Origin of the sequence: Paenibacillus ferrarius, from assembly GCF_002027705.1 — a bacterium.
Taxonomy (GTDB): domain Bacteria; phylum Bacillota; class Bacilli; order Paenibacillales; family NBRC-103111; genus Paenibacillus_E; species Paenibacillus_E ferrarius.
The window spans coordinates 230,737-247,825 of the sequence record NZ_MBTG01000066.1 but is presented as its reverse complement, the minus strand read 5'-3'; the positions used below and the strand labels follow the sequence as shown (position 1 = coordinate 247,825).

Genomic DNA, 17,089 nt, shown 5'->3' with positions numbered 1-17,089 from the left:
CTATTCCTCCTCATCTTCTTCGTAGGGCTTAAAATTAAAAACTTCGTTAATGTTCTTATCAAATACATGTGCTATAGCAAATGCAAGTTCAAGCGAAGGGATAAACTTGTTGTTCTCAATCGCTGCTATCGTCTGTCTAGTTACATCTAATTCTTTTGCGAGATCAGTCTGTGACCATCTTCGCTCAGCACGAAGTAAATAAACTTGATTACTTATAATTCCAAATTGATACATGATGGAATAACCTCCCTTCACAAAGAATGTAACATAGAAAGAACAATATGTAAAGTTTAATTAACATTATGTTTAATTTAACTAACAATACTTTACATAGAAAAAGCGCTGGCAATAAGCCAACGCCTAATTGGGGACAATTAATCCTGTCCCCATGCGTTAAAGTTTGCCACTCCCCACCCACAGGCCTCCAAGTCCCTCCCACCTTATTCCCTTCACTACTCTAAACCACTAAAGTCTGCCACTGAGCCAGAGAAATAGCCGATTGAAAATCAGAGAAAAAACAGAAAAATGAGCAAATAAAGTTTGATGCGGAAAAGCAGGAGAAGAGCGGGGATTTGGGCTTAGATTGGAAGCACTATTGGATGAAAAATAGGGGAAAGTTGGAGAAAGGAAAGAAAAAGAGCCGAGCGAAGATCAGGACAAATGCCTGAAGATCGGTCGGCTCAGTGGAGAACTTTATCTGTTCAGTTGCAGACTTTGTGGGACAGCGGTAGACTAATTTTGTTCTCTACAAATCCTCCCGATATATTACTACCACACACTCCACATGCACCGTAAACGCGAACGGTTGTTACTATATTTAATTATCGCAGTAGCTATCCGGATCTAACCGCCTTCATTTTTCTTCTCCGGAGTGAAGACATTCCTCCATTTTCGCTTGGCGATAAAAACAGCACACAAAATAAGCGGCAGCACCACCCCATTGGTCAGATCCCAAAACATCCATGGCGTAACGAGCGTTTTGAGATAATAGGTCACATCGGGAGCAATGAGGACTGCCAGGCCAAAAATCAGAAATCCACTTGGCAAGATAAGCACATTTTTTTGCTTGAGCCGCAAAAGCTGTGCCATGCCGATGATAAACGCGTAAAAGAATACGGTTGCTTTAAAAAAGGTTGTAATTAGATAAGAGATAGCCATAAGCGCTTCAATTCTCTGAAAAAAATTACCGATGTTAATCTTCTGAGCCAGTATGTACATCGAATAGGTGCTGTAGGCGGTTAAGTCTGAGCCCAACACGCAAAGTGACACTGTTGTAATTATCGTAAATATCAAGCCCACCGCGAACGACATCGCCAGCACCTCCTTGACCATATGAGGCTGCCTGTTGACATACGGAAGGACCATTAGAAACGCACACAGCTCGCCAAATGGAAACAATACCCCAGTTGCACTCGCTTGCAGAATAGGCATTATTCCATGCTCGCCAATAGGTTTCAGATGATGGAACTCTAATTTGGGAAGCAGGCATACAATGAGAATTCCAGCTGCCACTACAAAAAAAGGCAATACAATTTCGCTGCTTCTGCCTATAGACTCTAGACCAGCCTTCATAGCCCAAAGCATGAGCAAAATTATTAATAAATGAACTATCGGGAGTGGTGTGGACATGAAGATTTGCGTTGTCATAAAGTCCCCCATCTCCCGCACCAGATAGGAACAGACAATCAAGTAATAAAAGAGATACCAAATGGATAGGATGACCCCTGGCCCATAACCAAATACGCTCATACATTTTTCGATCAGCGACAAATCCGGGGCAACTCGGCTTGCAGCCAGTAACACCGCAGTCACAGCCACTCCTCCGATGATGCCTAACAAAGCTGATATCCAAGCATCCTGACGGGCTATAGCGGCTACAATGGATGGGTATAGCTGGAACATATCGCCAATGGCGCACAAAAATATAAGCACAACCAGCTGCCTAGCTCCGATTCTTCCTTTTTCCATTAGCCATATTTCTCCTTTATGAAAACCAGTTCTTCAATAACTGATTGATCGGTCCGTAAATGATTTCGATTAGTAGTAATGGGCTAGGTGTTTTCTGCACAGTAACGGCTACTACGCTTAAGAAAGCACCCGCAGCCAGCATAATGAGATAAACGGCAGCTTCCTTCCATTGACGTTGTCGGGATAGTCGAGGCAGCTGCCAAATCACTGCGGCTGCGGCTGCGCAAAGGACTATACTAGCGGCCAGCATCCGCTCACTCCTTCATTTTCTTCTGAAAGGTATCCAATAAAGTACCCACCTTGCCAATTTTCGTCGTGACAGAGTAATGAATGGTTAAATCCATAAAGGTTTGATCCCAGTTTCCCTCGAACTTCTTCCAAGCCTTCGGATCTGATTCATGAAGGAGTTGTCCGAAGCCAAATATATCGAACTTGAACTTGCGCCGAACCGAATCAACCGTGTGTTTCATAAGCTCGATGATCCTCTCATTGCCCGTTTGTTCAATCTGCCTGAGATTTTCTGGGTTGCTTATCTCTTGACTCTTGCCTTGGACTTCTGTCAACATGCCCTCGTTGGTCACCATGACGCGAATTTCCGGGCTGCCCTGAATAACGGAAGCTTGCACCACTGTTTTGCTTCGCAGCAAGTGAACCCCAATTCTATCTCCACTTGGCATATCGATATGACCTATCGTTTGTTTGACCTGATCTTTGATGTAGTTATAAGCTTTGCTCTCATCTTCATCAAGCCACCCGATTAACCGATCTTTCTTAAAAACACCTAATCCCGTGAACTGCAGCTGCCTATCCGGATGTATTTTTTCCTTATTCTTCTCTGAATTTCCTGAACCGTCATGAGGTTTTCCAACGATTTGGATCCCTGTCAGTATTGGACAACCACAATTCAGCAAATTATCCATCAGTTCATCCATGGTTACCTTCGTGGTGGGTGCCCATGTTTCTGAAGATGCGTCCAATGAGGCAAACATTTTGTTGGCAGGAATCGGCTCAAGAGGTGTCGTAACTTGCAAGACTTCGGAAGCTGTTCTCCCTTTCGCAACGGCAATATAATAGTCAGATCGCACTGTTGGTTCGCGAACCATTGTTTCAACCACTTCAGCCACGCCTTTGCGAGCATAGGATTCACCAAAGATGAACATCTTGATATGCCCCATATACACCTTGCGCGGACTAATCTCCGTCATTTTCTGTATGGCCTCCAGCAGCGTTGGCGCCATCACCTCATATACGGTAACGCTCGTTCCGCCTTTCATATTGGACTGACTGGGAGCTATCTCGGAAGGCAATACGACCTGGGCTGTGACCTTCAGTTGATTATTAGGTGCAAAGTCAACGCCAATGGCGACAGCTATACCCAGTTCGTTTAATTCCTTACGGTCCCAACACCCTGCCAGCGGAATAGTCAGCATGACGGAGAGGAGGATCTTGATACATCTGGAGATCATGACTTTCTCCTCCCAGACAACCATCCAACTTTCTGTCGTCTAGCGTTCCGATGCGTCAGCTTGTCCGTTGTCGGATTATAGACAGGCCGCGTCTTCATCCGTTTCCAGGGCATCCGGAAAATGCTGTCTTTAATATCAGGCGCTACGTAAGGCCCAAAAGGAGTCATATAAGACACGCCAAAGGACCTCAGTGTCGTCAAATGAAACACCATGGCCATTAAACCAAGCCAAATACCAAGCAAGCCGAACGAAGCAGCAAGAAACATCATGCAGAATCGCAGCATTCGAACTGTTATCGACAGACCGTTTTCAGGGATAACATAGCTGGAAATCGCAGTGATGGATACAACGATAACCATCGCGGCGGAGACAACACCAGCCGCCACGGCTGCCTGACCAATGACGAGTGTCCCGACGATTGAAACAGCCTGACCGATCGTTCGGGGGATGCGGACACCGGCTTCCCGCAAAATTTCATAAGTCACTTCCATCAGCAGTGCCTCAATGAAAGCTGGAAAAGGCACACCTTCGCGCTGTGCGGCAATGCTGATAATCAAGTTAGTTGGCAGCATTTCAAGATGAAAGGTCGAGATGGCTATATACAAGGCTGGAGCAAGCAAAGCGATAAAAAAGGATAAATAGCGAAGCAGCCGAACGAGTGTCCCGATATCCGCACGTTGGTAATAATCATCCGCAGATTGGAAAAATTGCACGAACAACGCCGGGATTAAGAGGACAAATGGCGTACCCTCCACCACAATAGCTATTCTACCTTCCAATAGGCCCGCTGCGATCGTATCCGGACGCTCTGTATTGTAGACGGTAGGAAAGGGTGTTCTGATTTCATCCTGAATCTCCTCTTCGATGTAGCCGCTCTCAAGAATCCCGTCAATATTTATCCGGTCAAGTCTTTTTCTCAGTTCTTCGATAATCCCTTCATCAGCAATGCCTTTGATATACATAAAAGCTACGCTGGTATGCGTGACCTTTCCGATTTGCCTTGTTTCCATCCATAACCGGGGATCACGAATGCGTCTGCGGATCAAGGCCGTATTGGTCCGAAGATTTTCAGTAAAGCCTTCCATCGGTCCGCGAACTACGGTATGAGATTGGGGCTCCCCTACATTTCGCTCCTTTAATTCTGAGACATCAATCCATAGCCCCTTCTCCTCATTGTCCAAGAGCAAAATAGCATGTCCAGAAAGCAGTCGATCATATAGTTCCTTATAGGTGTTGAAAGTACTGCTATGTGCTGCAATAAGCGCATACTGCTGCACGTATTCCAATCGGTCATCTTCTGCTGATATATCGCGTTCAAACTCCTGCTTGAGCAATAGCGATTGAAGTATAGCATTCTGAAGCAGCTGAGAGTCCACCATTCCGTCTATATAAATCGTTACGGCAGGCCATACCTGCATGCACTGGAACTTTTTGAAAATTAAATCATCACTAGCGCCAAGCTCCCTTTGGATTCTGGCCATATGATCGGTTATAGAGCCTTCAAGACCACTAACGCTTTGCTCCTGTACGTCTTTACCGGGCATGGCATATCCTCCAATACTGAGCGATGTTGATTTAGTATGATACATGGATTAGGAATATATACCCATTCAGATGGCGGAAGTACAACCGGTCACTATTTGCTATGAATGCAAAAAAGAGCAGATTCCGATTAAGGAACTGCCCGTCTCTTTTCCAACACATTCAGTACTATAAATTCAAATTACGCTCTTCCTTGCGAAGCTTGCGAGCTGCAAACCGCGTTTCTGCGGTTTCGAACAGCCGCTTCTCCTCATCCGTTTCAGGGATAATCGCGGGAACCGGGCAAGGCTGCCCATGCTCATCAAGGGCAACAAAAGTGAGATACGAAGTCGCTGTGCGCTTCTTCTCCCCTGTCAGCAGGTTCTCGGATTCGACCTTCACGAACACTTCCATGGAGCTGCGGTGCGTCCAAGTAACAAATGCCTCCAGCTGAATCGCTTCGCCAAGCTTAACAGGCGCAAAGAAGTCCAAGCTATCGCTTGATGCCGTGACAACACCTCTACGCGAATGGCGCATGGAGGCAATCGTCGCGACTTTATCAATATATTGCATGACCCGGCCGCCGAATACCGTGTTGTGGTAATTCGTATCGGCTGGTAAAATAATTTCCGTCAAAATCGTTCGGGAGAGTCTTGCTGGTTTGGCTTCCAAAGTATGTTCCTCCTGACGCTGCATGGGATGATCTTATTCGTACTGCAAGGTTAGCTTGCTTGCAGCTTGCTTCGCAAGATCGCGTGCTTCCTCTACGGTGCTGCCGCTGCTAAGGGCAACCGCCATGCGGCGTCCCACTTTCGTTTCCGGCTTGCCGAACACACGAACCTGCGTATTTGGAACTGACAGAGCATCCGCTAAACCACTAATGGTATAGTTTACTTGTTCACGATCCGCCTTCAGCGTATAACTCGCACCAGGAGTTAAGAGTCGGACACCGGTAATTGGCAGCCCCAGAATCGCTCTTGCATGAAGAGCAAATTCACTCAAATCTTGCGTCGCCATCGTTACCATGCCGGTATCGTGTGGACGCGGGGATACCTCGCTGAAGTAAACGCCTTCCTTCGTCAGGAATAACTCAACGCCGTAGAGTCCAAAGCCGCCAAGCGCATCCGTAATCGTTTTGGCCATATGCTGCGCATCTTGAATTTGTTGCTCTGTCATGGCATGAGGCTGCCAGGACTCGATATAATCGCCGTCTTTCTGGATGTGGCCAATCGGCTCACAGTAAGTAGTACCAGAAATAGAACGAACGGTTAGCAGAGTAATTTCGGATTCAAAATGAATAAACTCCTCGACGATCACGCGAGCATTCTTGGCACGACCGCCTTCCATTGCGATGTTCCACGATTGTTCCACATTCTCCGGTGTGCGGCATACGCTTTGGCCTTTTCCTGAGGAGCTCATGATTGGCTTAATTACGCACGGTGTCCCTATTTCGGCTACAGCTGCATGCAGCTCTTCCAGACTGTTAGCAAAAGCATACTTCGCTGTGCGCAGTTCAAGCGTTTCGGAAGCAAGGCGGCGAATGCCCTCACGGTCCATCGTTAAGCGGGAAGCCGTTGCCGTAGGAATAACGCGGTATCCTTCTTTCTCAAGCTCAACAAGGACCGGCGTCGCGATCGCTTCAATTTCGGGTACGATCAAATCAGGCTGCTCTTGTTCGATTAAAGCTCTTAGCTGCTCGCCATCCAGCATGTTAATCACGTGGCTGCGGTGCGCAACTTGCATAGCCGGCGCATTGGCATAACGATCTACCGCGATGGTTTCAATACCTAGACGCTGTGCTTCGATGACCACTTCTTTGCCCAGCTCTCCTGAACCCAGCAGCATGATTTTCTTGGCTTTGTTCGATAATGGTGCTCCGTACATGACAAACATTTCCCCTTTCAACTTTAGCCCATCCTTGGTAAACGTATAAGCTTGCATATATGTAATGACAACTAAAACTACGTTAGATACAGGGGAATTCTCCCTTTATATTCATAAAATACCCTGATCTATTGTAATGGATTTCGACATTAAAAGATAGATTTCAACAGAAGTTTACGCAAAATTGGCACCAATTGCTCATGCAGCTGATCGACATGCGGAACGACAATGCTGCTGCGCCCATACATATTGCGCATCATGATGCGCTGCGTTTCATGCACAACGCCGCTCGCCAGAAAGATGCTGATCACCTCAATCCCCAGTCTTCTCGCGCTTAGAACCGCTTCATAGGTGTCGAGGATGCCGACATCATTGTAATTGGCTGCCGAAGGCTCGCCATCCGAGAACACAATGAGGATGCGCTGCCGCTCTGTGCGGCGCAGCAGCCGAGCGGTCATCTGACGAATAGCGAAGCCGTCCCGATTGTCCTGCTGCGGCTCCAACTGCATGAGAGCCGCTCCGCTGCCTGATGCGAGCGAGGAGGAGAAGTCAACGGCAACCTGGAACAGGTTCGGCGCCTCCTTCTCGGTAACACGATCCGCGTCCTCCCAGAAGCCCACCATTTCATGAGGGATCCGCAGGGCTTGCAGGGTCTCGTGAAACAACACGAGACCTAGCTTGGTTTCGTCCATTTTGTCATACATGGACGCTGAGCAGTCGACGAGCAGCGAGAATGCCGCGTCGAGCTCAGGCACCGGCGCGCGCTTCTTATAGAAGAGCCGCGGCATCTCTTGCGTGAAGGCTCGCGTCAGCCGCTTGTCGAGCCGGCCAAACAAGCGATCGCCGCGCGGGGCGATCCGCTTCTGCTCCAGCGTGCGCCGGATGGCCCGCTGCAAAGGCTTCGCGAGCGGCGCTGCGCGCTCGCCGAGGCGCCTGTAAGCGTCCTGCTGCGCAGCAGTGGGACGCACAGGCGCAAGCCAGGTCGCCGTCGCATACGCGGCGACAGCGCCCTCCTCGTGCCCCGCGGCAGCGGGCACGGCAAGGCCCTCGCGCCGGCCGGAGGCGGCGCCGGTGCGCTTGGCGCGCTGCGAGCGCCCCTGAACGATGGCGAGCGCCTGATCGGCCGCATCGCCCTCGCGGGGCGCAGACCCTTGCGCGGCTGTGCGGGAGCCGCGCTCCAGCTCGAACCGCAGCAGCCCTGGGCTGCGGTCGCTGCTCTCGCGGTGCCACGTCGGCAGACGCTCCTGCCCCGGTAATTGACGCTCCCCCTCTTGCTCGGGGAGCACATCCTCATTGGCGAGCCGCTTCGCTCGCTTCAGCTCGCCCTTGTACCCCGCTGGCAGCGGCTCATCTACGCCGCCCCCATGCTGCATCCAGAAGTAGGCTGCTTCTGCATCCCGCTTGATCCAAGCTGTCAGCGAATCCATGATGTCTTGACAACAGGCAGCAACTTCCGCCGTATGTTCAGCTTCCTCGATTTGCTCAAGCACGGGGAACAGATTAGATAACCTCTCTACGACCTCACCAGACTCTGTGTTCTTCCAGTCCATCCCCGTAAACCAGCCATAAATCACTAAAATTACAGCATCAGCAAGGTCTTTCTTATTCAAATGAGACCTCAGCTTATGCTGAAAATAAGCGCCTAAAAGGCGGTGCCGATGAGCGAAAACCCGGGCAGTCCCAGGACGCCGCGTTCGGCAAATGCGTTCCAGGCGCATATCTTCGCACAAGGCAAACAGGCTGTTGGCCAGTTTGGGCAATGGCGCATCCCGGCAATACCCCAAATAAGCGCTCACGGCTTCGGCGCCAGTAAACCAAGCGCTGCCAATTCCGCGCAGGTACACATCGCTTTTCATCCCCGCTGCTTTATCAATAGGCGGGTAGTCCCACCAGAATTGGCTCACTTTAATTCGTGCCGCAGCTTCTTCATAATCCGCATGAAAAGCAGCTTCGACCTCCAACTCTTTGCGCTTGGTAAACATGCGGCCCAAATCCACAAGCTGCATCTGCAGCATGGCGTCTATTTTATCGTCCAGCAAGCTTAGCTTTCCAACGAACATAGGCTTAGAACAACGTATCCGCCGCATTCAAGACGGCTGCACGTTCCCTTTCATCCTCCAATTTATCAGCGATAGCTCGCGCTACTGCTCGCAAAGGAGGAATATATGCGGTTAGATCACAAGCATCCAATAGAGCACGAATCGAGCCTGCTTCGTCCGGCAGCTGCCCCATTTCAATAAGCGTCAGCAAATCCGCTGATAACTGCACAAAAGTTCGCAGCAGCTTGTCATCCTGCAAAACCGATTTGCTTTTAAGCAGCTTCAATAACGTCTCGCCTTGCAAATAAGGAACATCAATAGTGACAAAGCGATTTTTCAAAGCTTCGTTCAGTGGAACCGTCCCCATATAACCTTCATTTATCGCCGCTACAACTTTAAAATCAGGATGTGCTGTGACGACTTCTCCCGTGAACGGATTGGTGATCGACCTCCGATAATCCAGGACACCGTTGATTAATGATAAGGTTTCCGGTTTAGCCATATTAATTTCATCAATATACAGAAAGTGCCCTTTCGTCATTGCTTTCATAATCGGGCCTGGAATGAACACAATCTGCGAATTTCCCTGTTCATCATGGGCAAGCGTCTTGAAGCCAAGCAAAGCTTCCGCATCCAAATCTGTCGAACAATTCACCGCATGCATCGGTTGATCGAATAAAGCCGATACGTGCTCAGCCAGCTTCGTTTTTCCAGAGCCTGTTGGTCCTTTCAGCAGTACATTTTTGTTCAAATAGAGCGCAATGATCGTATCCGCAAGGATTTCTTCATGGGGTGACTCAAAAGCAGCTGAGCCAATGAGCTCACGATCCTCGTCATTTCGCCTGGATTGCCTCTCTTGTTTATTTTGTGCCAACTTCATTACAATTTCTTCGGGCAAACCCGCTGTCATCATCATCTAAGCAGTCCTTTCCTGATTCCTTCGTTCTCTTACTATTTATCAGGAAAGCTTTGGTTGTCAAGCTCTTCAAGGCAGCCAAGGCTCGTCAATAACGGAATGTGCCTAGAATGCCATGGATTCTCCACATAATGGACAGATAGCTAAAACCCTCAGCAATAAGCTGAGGGAAATTCTCTTGTTATGATTCAAATCCTTGCGTTTTACGGCAGCACTTGCTTTTGCCCCGTTGAGTAAGTCGGGAAGGTATACTGAATCATAGTATTAAATTCATTCAAGAAAGTATCCATTCTTTTGTTGTTTCGCTGCTGGCCATCATAGTACATCATCCGGTTGACGAAATGCGGGTTGGTTGAGATGAAAATATTCGCATCCGGATAAATGCGCGTGAGCAGATGCCTGATCGCATTCGCGCTTTCCGCAGGAAGCGGCTTGGCAGAGAGCCAATCTAATTGAGCACCAACCCCTGAGCCAAATAAACCTGCTCCATTTTCAGGATCATTGGTCTTGCTAAGCATCTTGATCTCATCATTAGCTCCCATTGCCTGCATTCCGCCCATATCTACCGCAACATAAATATTATGATCCGTAAGCGCTACTGCCGTTGATCCCAAATGCGCTGCTTGAATCACTTGATCTGCCAAATCCCTGTTTAAGGTGAGATGCGTGTTATTATGCGCTTTTATGTTATCAAGGGTAGCTACCATCGCCGTAGGCTGCGGAGACTTGTTGACACTTTTAGCTCCGAGGGACGCATTCTCATTGTTTCTAAGGCTTGTGTCCCAACTCCCCGCATGCGGATTGGATGAGCTTGCACCAGCCTGATTATGCGAACCGGCCGAGCCACAACCCGTCACCATGACAACGAGCATAGCGGATATGACGATTTTGGACATCGTTTTTTTCATGTGAACCCCTCTTTCTAGACAACATTAATCCTTATTCGTTTCAACATCATCTTGGCTATACGCAATCAAAGCCACATCCATACCTAATTCATCCTTCATTCGTGACTCCAGGCTGCGCAGATCTTCTAAAAGATCTTCTCGTGCATCAAGATTAGCAAATTGATAAGAAGCTGCCGGCATGATTCCACATCCCCCCTCTCTCCTTCTTGCAGATGACATTATCGTTAATATGGACATTTATCCTGATTTTTACCAAACAAAAAAAAGCCCGCCGCCGTTAAACGGCAAAGCAGGCTTCTTGCTTATTCATTTGCTTGATCGGAATCGTAATTATTCTTCTTTCTTGCGAGTTTGATCAAGTTCTTCCAGCAGTTTGCGAACGGCTTCCGGATCTGGATTGCCATGTTCTTTGAATGCGCGAAGCTTGCTCAACAAATCTGCTGCGATGGCTTCATCTTCCGATTGTTCCAGCTCATGGGCAGGGTCAAACCATATATAGAACCCTTCCGGGCCATTCCTTAAAAAGGGTTTCTGCCAATGTTCGGGATACGCATACCCCTGTTCGCCAAATATCATGCCAAGCACATCATCGCTGTCAATAGGAAGCAAATAATGAAATGACTCCGGTTCGCCCGTGTTGGAAAAGTCCCGGTGCATGTAAGCATAATGCAGGTAATGCTCACCTGTATCAACGTCCTTGGACACTTCATACAGATCAAGCTCTGTTTGAAGCAGTTCCTTCACAGCTGTAATGCGCGCTTCGATGGTCTCTGCAGATATCTTGTGCAAGGTGGATAATGAGGCTTCCACTTGAACCACTCCTTCCAGCTATGGATAAATCAATGTTAGAACTCCGATCTACGTGTCCCCTCGGGCAATGCACCGCGCAAAGAACGCTTCGGCAGCTTCCATTTGAAAAAGACAGAAAGCATTCTTAGGGTAACAATTAAAACAAAAAGTATGGCTAGCTGCCAAGTTCCCTGCATCCAGCCTAGCCCGACCAATGCGCCAGCCAGCATGCCCCAAACGGCATAAATCTCGTCTTTGAGCACCAATGGTTTACGGCCTGCCAGAACATCACGGACCATCCCGCCGCCAATCCCCGTCAAAACCGCCGCGACGATAATCGCGCTAAGCGGATGTCCCATATTCGTAGCATAAATCGCCCCTTGGATGGAGAAGGCTGCAAGCCCAATCGCATCGAAGAAAGCTTCCCACGTTTTCCACATTTTGATGAATCGAACAGGCATAAAGAAAACAAGTGTCATGGCAAACAGGGCAATTTGGAAATACAACCCTTGCTCCCAGAGAAGGACAATCGGCTTGCCGATCAACAAGTTCCGAATAATCCCTCCGCCGAAAGCCGTAACAAGCCCAAGGACATATACACCTAATATATCGTATTCCTCTTCCATCGCAACTATGGCTCCACTCACAGCGAAAGCAATCGTTCCGATGATACTAAATAACTCCCAATTCACTTTGTGCAGCCCCTGTCTACTCGATGTCCCAGTCCAATTTCACTTCATTGCCGGTTTGCGAAGAACGGTAGATCGCATCCAGGATTAAATTATTCGTATACCCTGTCATGACAGAAGTGATGGGCGGCAAGCCGCTTTCGATACAGGAAAGGAAATGTCTCGCCATCCGTACACGCGGGCCTTCATCGAATTCAGGAACCGTGAGGTCTATGTCAGCTTCACGATCAAACATTTCGGCGAACAGCTTCCCTTTGGTTCCTCGAATCGAAGCCCCGCCTTCGCTTCCCAGAAGCTGCACATAAGGCTGACTGTCCGTTTCGATCAACGCTGCCCAGCTAACATCCAGTGACAATGTAGCGCCGTTATCCAATTTGATCAACGCTGTGGCTAAGTCTTCAACATCATAGTGACCTGCCCAGTTCGGAGCTCCCCAGGAGCCAATCCCTTTTTTGCGTGGACCGAATTCGGCATACGTTGCCCCATAAACCGAAACCGGCTTCGGATTTCCCATCAAGTAGAGGGACAAATCCAACATATGCACGCCAAGATCAATCAACGGCCCGCCACCGGATTTATCCATTTGCGTAAACCAAGTTCCCCAGCCAGGAATCCCTTTGCGTCTTAACCAACCTGCTTTCGCATGATAAATATGGCCTAGCGCACCTTTCTCCGCCTGCTGTTTAACAGCCATGGAGAGAGCGTCCCAGCGCAGCTGATGAGGAATCATCAGGATTTTCCCCGCTTTACGCTCAGCTTCCACAATTTGTTTGGCCGATGCCAAGTTAAGGGCCATCGGTTTCTCCAGCATGACGTGCTTGCCCGCTTCCAAGGCTTGTACAGCGATAGGGGCATGCCACTCATTGGACACCGCAATAACAACGGCATCAATCGACGGGTCTGCCAACAATTTCTCCGTGCTGTCATACACACGCTCGATGTCATGCTCTTTGGCCCGCGCTTCCGCTAATGGCAAATAGGCGTCCGTTACCGCCGTAATTTGTGCTTCAGGCACTTGTTTCAATACTTCCATATGCACATTGCCTATATTCCCAGAACCAATAATACCTATGCGAGTTGGTTTTCCTGTCGTCATTTCGTTACCTCCCGAGCTTGTTTACATACAATCTTACTTATTATAAATGGGGTTAACTTTCCTCGCAACCGTGTAAATCATGTAATTAATATTTATGGAACTAGCCCACTTTGGGCAGTTCTTTACATATAATAAGTTGCTAAAACTTTTTTAATAGTTTGTCACAAACTAATCTAACATTTGAAATGTATCCTAAAAGGGTAATATGAACGTAAGGATGTCATTTACAAGGTCAGTTTTCCTGATGGAAAACGTGAAGGAGGACTCAACATGCAAGCAATTAACATTCGATTCAAAAACAAATCCATCCCTGTTCTTAATTTCACACAACGCCATTCACATATGGAGCTGCTATCAAGTAAACTTAAGGAATTTGAACTTCATTTTGAATTCCGCAAGAAATTAAAAATGATCTCGATGATTGAGATCATTGGGGATGTCGCCATTTTCAAATATAACGATGGTACCAAGTTGTATTTGGAAGTTTCTTAATTCGATTGAGGAAAATACTCCTGCTGCAATTGATCAAGCTCCTGCAGAGAGCGTCTGGCCCATGCTTCCATATCTGACAACTTACTTATTTGCGCCGATAACGCTCTCTTCAGAGAATCTTGATACTCGGGAACGACCCCTGAGTAAAGACGTATCGTTGAAATAGGCATCAAAGCAATCTCTTGATTCGACAACGCCCGGCGTTGATGAAAGAAAGCCACACTAGAATCCATTGGATTATGCAGATCTCCTTGTGTCGGATGTTCCTTCACAGCCAAAATGCGAACTGCTGCTTTCATTGTCGTTGACATTTCCACAACTTCACCGTAATATACCCCTGTTTTATACTCAGCTGTTACACGATCTCCAATTTGAAAACTCATTTCAAACCATTCCTTTCTTTGATCCGTTAGTTATTTATAAGCGGCAAAAGTCTGCGGTACAGCTCATCTACAGATTGCATACGATACATAAATGTATTCTCTTTCCCTGCTTCTAACATGACTATACATGGAACACTTGTAATTTGCCACTCGCGGCTAAGTTGTGGAAGAAAATTGATATTGCTTTTAACGAGAGGCAAATCTGGCTGCATTGTCCTAATAATTTCCAGCATCCGTTCTGTTATTTTGCATGTCCCGCAGAAGGGTGTAAACAGAAATACAGCAAAAGACCCTTCTTCGTTGTGGTTAACCCGGTCTATAAGCTCCTGCTGAGTCAATTCCTGCATCGTTCTATGTCCCTCTTTCATCCAGCCAAGCGAGGCTGTCCGCAGCATATCCAATGAGATCCGGAAAATCATCCAGATGACTTTCATCTACTTTGCGTCCAAAGGATAAAGTAATTTGATTACGATAAATAATCGGACTTGTGCCATACGTATACGAAAGAGACTGTGTAATTTGCGGGCGATGTTCCCAAATCAAGCCCAGCTCTTCGGCAATCCGTTTGCAATCCCGCTCCGGATCCTTTACCTTGGTGAACAACTTAATGGTTAAGGTGCACCCTGGCTTGGCTGTCGGATTCTCCAAAATCTCTGCGGCCAAATCACTCAAATGAACATGCAGGTTAATCTCGGCCTTGCTTGGCTTATCAATCTTCCTTGTAAACTCGATGGCAAACGTGCGCGACATCGAAGATAGATCCACTTGATCTTCCCGTCGCGTAATTAAGATATGACCCTCTAAATCCAGATCATAAACGGCTCCTTCCAACACGACTTTGATATTGTCATAGATTGTTGGATCAAACATCCGGGACACCTTCTTTCATCTTTTCACTGATTCGATTATACTTAGGTCATACCACGTAAAGAAGGTGTTCCTATGTCAGACAAGCCACAAGATCAACAAGAAGAACAAAAAGGCCCCAGAAAAGTCAGTTTAGCTGATGCTATCAAACAAAAACTCGCCCAAAAAAAAGCCGAACAAGCTGAGGCTAAAGCCAACCCGAAAGCTGCTGGAAATGCCAATCAAAGCGCTAAAAGCCAAATGACCAAAAAAGTCAACAATCAACGTCGTCGTACAGGCGGCAGCTAGTTCACGCTTTGCATGCGGCAAAAGCGCCCTGAGAGTCAAACATCAGGGCGCTTTTTTATTGGATGCTTACGCGTAATGCGTTTCGCGTTGTTTCTTCACATCTTCACTTTCCAGATACTCATCATACGTAAGCATTTTGTCGATAAGACCTTTTGGTGTGATTTCCATAACACGGGTAGCAATCGTTTGAATGAACTGATGGTCATGAGATACGAACAGCATCGTTCCATCGAAATCAACAAGTCCGTTATTAAGTGCTGTGATGGACTCCAAGTCCAAGTGGTTCGTAGGCTCATCAAGGATAAGCACATTAGCGCCGCTCAGCATCATTTTAGAGAACATACAACGCACTTTTTCTCCCCCGGAAAGAACATTCGCTTTCTTCAAAGCTTCTTCCCCTGAGAATAACATACGACCTAAGAATCCGCGAAGGAATGATTCGTCTGGATCCTTGGAATATTGACGCAGCCAATCTACCAAGTTCAAATCAGAGTTGAAGTAATCCTGGCTGTCTTTGGGGAAATAGGCTTGGGAAGTCGTAACACCCCATGTGAATGTGCCTTCATCTGCTTCCATTTCACCCATCAGGATTTTGAACAGTGTCGTTTTGGCGATGCCGTCTGGGCCTACAAACGCGACTTTATCCCCTTTATTGAGTGTGAACGTCACATTATTCAATACTTTAACGCCGTCAATTGTTTTGGACAAGCTCTCCACAGCAAGCAGTTGTTTGCCGGCTTCACGCTCACCTTTGAAGTGAATGAACGGATATTTACGGCTGGAAGGACGAATATCTTCAAGCGTAAGCTTCTCGAGTTGCTTTTTACGGGAAGTCGCTTGTTTGGATTTGGAGGCATTGGCACTAAAGCGCGCAATAAACGCTTCCAGCTCCTTACGTTTCTCTTCCGTTTTCTTGTTCGCATCTCTAGTTAGGCGCAGCGCCAATTGGCTGGATTCGTACCACCAGTCATAGTTGCCGACGTACATTTGAATTTTGCCAAAATCAATATCCGCGATATGCGTACATACTTGGTTCAGGAAGTGACGATCATGGGATACGACGATAACGGTGCCTTCGAAGCGGGATAAGAAGTGCTCCAGCCAACGAATCGATTCCAAGTTCAAATGGTTGGTAGGCTCATCGAGCAGCAAAATATTCGGATTGCCGAACAAAGCTTGCGCCAAGAGGACACGCACTTTTTCGTTGCCGTCAACGTCTTTCATTTTCGTATCATGAAGGCTTGTAGGAATGCCAAGACCGATAAGAAGCTCAGCAGCATCGGATTCTGCCTGCCAGCCGTCTAAATCCTGAAATTCGCCTTCAAGTTCAGCGGCTCTCATGCCATCTTCTTCAGAGAAATCCGCTTTCGCGTAAAGCGCATCCTTCTCTTCCATGATTTTAAATAAACGAGAATGACCCATAACGACCGTTTTCAAAACTTCGATTTCATCAAACTCGTAATGATTTTGTTTCAATACCGCCATTCTCTCGCCTGGAGTGATGCTGACTTCCCCTGTGTTAGGCTCGATTTCGCCGGAAAGAATTTTTAGAAATGTGGATTTACCTGCACCGTTGGCACCGATAAGTCCGTAACAGTTGCCTGGGGTGAATTTAATATTGGCGTCTTCGAACAAGGCTCTTTTGCCGTAACGAAGCGTCACGTTATTAACATTAATCATGTGGAATACATACCTGCCTTTATAGTAGTTTGTTCTATCATATCATAGATAGGGTGCAATAATCGAAGATTAAAGTCTCTCCTTAGCAGGAATCTTGCTGCTT

Annotated in this window: 20 protein-coding genes; 2 read left to right on the top strand and 18 right to left on the bottom strand. The window is 47.4% G+C overall.

The annotated features are described in order from the left end of the window. From BC351_RS38525 to BC351_RS38465, 14 genes are all read right to left on the bottom strand, one after another. Complete coding sequence (locus BC351_RS38525) at positions 1 to 234, bottom strand: helix-turn-helix transcriptional regulator (protein WP_079420975.1); 234 nt, start codon at positions 232 to 234, stop codon at positions 1 to 3. Positions 235 to 843: 609 nt separating this feature from the next. Further along, positions 844 to 1,968, bottom strand: a complete 1,125-nt coding sequence (locus tag BC351_RS38520) for a GerAB/ArcD/ProY family transporter (RefSeq protein ID WP_079420974.1) — start codon at positions 1,966 to 1,968, stop codon at positions 844 to 846. Positions 1,969 to 1,984: 16 nt separating this feature from the next. After that, on the bottom strand, positions 1,985 to 2,218 hold the full coding sequence (locus BC351_RS38515) for a hypothetical protein (protein ID WP_079420973.1): 234 nt from the start codon (positions 2,216 to 2,218) through the stop codon (positions 1,985 to 1,987). Positions 2,219 to 2,222: 4 nt separating this feature from the next. After that, complete coding sequence (locus BC351_RS38510; RefSeq protein WP_079420972.1) at positions 2,223 to 3,434, bottom strand: Ger(x)C family spore germination protein; 1,212 nt, start codon at positions 3,432 to 3,434, stop codon at positions 2,223 to 2,225. Next, positions 3,431 to 4,978 (bottom strand): spore germination protein, encoded by a 1,548-nt coding sequence (locus BC351_RS38505; RefSeq protein WP_079420971.1) that lies wholly within the window; start codon positions 4,976 to 4,978, stop codon positions 3,431 to 3,433. The genes BC351_RS38510 and BC351_RS38505 overlap by 4 nt, the downstream gene beginning before the upstream one ends. A gap of 166 nt (positions 4,979 to 5,144) precedes the next feature. Continuing rightward, positions 5,145 to 5,627 carry an acyl-CoA thioesterase gene (locus tag BC351_RS38500; protein WP_079420970.1) on the bottom strand — a complete coding sequence of 161 codons (483 nt, stop codon included), beginning with the start codon at positions 5,625 to 5,627 and terminating at the stop codon, positions 5,145 to 5,147. Positions 5,628 to 5,660: 33 nt separating this feature from the next. Next, entirely contained in the window at positions 5,661 to 6,839 is a 1,179-nt protein-coding gene (purT, locus tag BC351_RS38495) for a formate-dependent phosphoribosylglycinamide formyltransferase (protein ID WP_079421038.1), read from the bottom strand. Between the two features lie 149 nt (positions 6,840 to 6,988). Beyond that, entirely contained in the window at positions 6,989 to 8,878 is a 1,890-nt protein-coding gene (locus BC351_RS38490; RefSeq protein ID WP_244209321.1) for a nitric oxide reductase activation protein NorD, read from the bottom strand. Positions 8,879 to 8,903: 25 nt separating this feature from the next. Beyond that, positions 8,904 to 9,794 carry an ATP-binding protein gene (locus BC351_RS38485; RefSeq protein WP_079420969.1) on the bottom strand — a complete coding sequence of 297 codons (891 nt, stop codon included), beginning with the start codon at positions 9,792 to 9,794 and terminating at the stop codon, positions 8,904 to 8,906. A gap of 203 nt (positions 9,795 to 9,997) precedes the next feature. Further along, positions 9,998 to 10,702: a hypothetical protein gene (locus tag BC351_RS38480; protein ID WP_079420968.1), complete on the bottom strand. Its 705-nt coding sequence runs from the start codon at positions 10,700 to 10,702 to the stop codon at positions 9,998 to 10,000. Positions 10,703 to 10,726: 24 nt separating this feature from the next. Continuing rightward, positions 10,727 to 10,882: a hypothetical protein gene (locus BC351_RS42635; RefSeq protein ID WP_158082381.1), complete on the bottom strand. Its 156-nt coding sequence runs from the start codon at positions 10,880 to 10,882 to the stop codon at positions 10,727 to 10,729. Between the two features lie 150 nt (positions 10,883 to 11,032). Next, on the bottom strand, positions 11,033 to 11,512 hold the full coding sequence (locus BC351_RS38475) for a hypothetical protein (protein WP_144028665.1): 480 nt from the start codon (positions 11,510 to 11,512) through the stop codon (positions 11,033 to 11,035). A 35-nt stretch (positions 11,513 to 11,547) separates the two neighbouring features. Then, on the bottom strand, positions 11,548 to 12,183 hold the full coding sequence (locus BC351_RS38470) for a trimeric intracellular cation channel family protein (RefSeq protein ID WP_079420966.1): 636 nt from the start codon (positions 12,181 to 12,183) through the stop codon (positions 11,548 to 11,550). 16 nt (positions 12,184 to 12,199) lie between these two features. After that, on the bottom strand, positions 12,200 to 13,276 hold the full coding sequence (locus BC351_RS38465; protein ID WP_079420965.1) for a Gfo/Idh/MocA family protein: 1,077 nt from the start codon (positions 13,274 to 13,276) through the stop codon (positions 12,200 to 12,202). A gap of 270 nt (positions 13,277 to 13,546) precedes the next feature. On the opposite strand from BC351_RS38465, the gene BC351_RS38460 reads away from it, so the two are divergent. Continuing rightward, positions 13,547 to 13,768 carry a hypothetical protein gene (locus BC351_RS38460; protein WP_079420964.1) on the top strand — a complete coding sequence of 74 codons (222 nt, stop codon included), beginning with the start codon at positions 13,547 to 13,549 and terminating at the stop codon, positions 13,766 to 13,768. Here BC351_RS38460 and kapB read toward each other — a convergent pair. Genes kapB through BC351_RS38445 form a run of 3 tightly spaced genes read right to left on the bottom strand, consistent with a single transcriptional unit; the run spans position 13,765 to position 15,021 of the window. After that, positions 13,765 to 14,151: a kinase-associated lipoprotein KapB gene (gene kapB, locus BC351_RS38455; protein WP_079420963.1), complete on the bottom strand. Its 387-nt coding sequence runs from the start codon at positions 14,149 to 14,151 to the stop codon at positions 13,765 to 13,767. The two genes, BC351_RS38460 and kapB, sit on opposite strands and share 4 nt — an antisense overlap. A gap of 26 nt (positions 14,152 to 14,177) precedes the next feature. Continuing rightward, positions 14,178 to 14,498, bottom strand: coding sequence for a thioredoxin family protein (locus BC351_RS38450; RefSeq protein WP_158082380.1), 321 nt, complete (start codon positions 14,496 to 14,498; stop codon positions 14,178 to 14,180). Between the two features lie 4 nt (positions 14,499 to 14,502). After that, a complete protein-coding gene (locus tag BC351_RS38445) occupies positions 14,503 to 15,021 on the bottom strand; it encodes a hypothetical protein (RefSeq protein WP_079420961.1) in 519 nt (172 codons plus the stop codon). Positions 15,022 to 15,093: 72 nt separating this feature from the next. Between BC351_RS38445 and BC351_RS38440 the strand changes: the two genes are divergently transcribed. Next, the gene (locus BC351_RS38440) at positions 15,094 to 15,306 is read left to right on the top strand and encodes a hypothetical protein (protein ID WP_079420960.1); all 213 of its coding nucleotides are present in this window, start codon (positions 15,094 to 15,096) and stop codon (positions 15,304 to 15,306) included. A 66-nt stretch (positions 15,307 to 15,372) separates the two neighbouring features. On the opposite strand, the gene BC351_RS38435 is transcribed toward BC351_RS38440, so the two are convergent. Then, the gene (locus BC351_RS38435; protein ID WP_079420959.1) at positions 15,373 to 16,986 is read right to left on the bottom strand and encodes an ABC-F family ATP-binding cassette domain-containing protein; all 1,614 of its coding nucleotides are present in this window, start codon (positions 16,984 to 16,986) and stop codon (positions 15,373 to 15,375) included. Positions 16,987 to 17,089 lie beyond the last annotated feature (103 nt).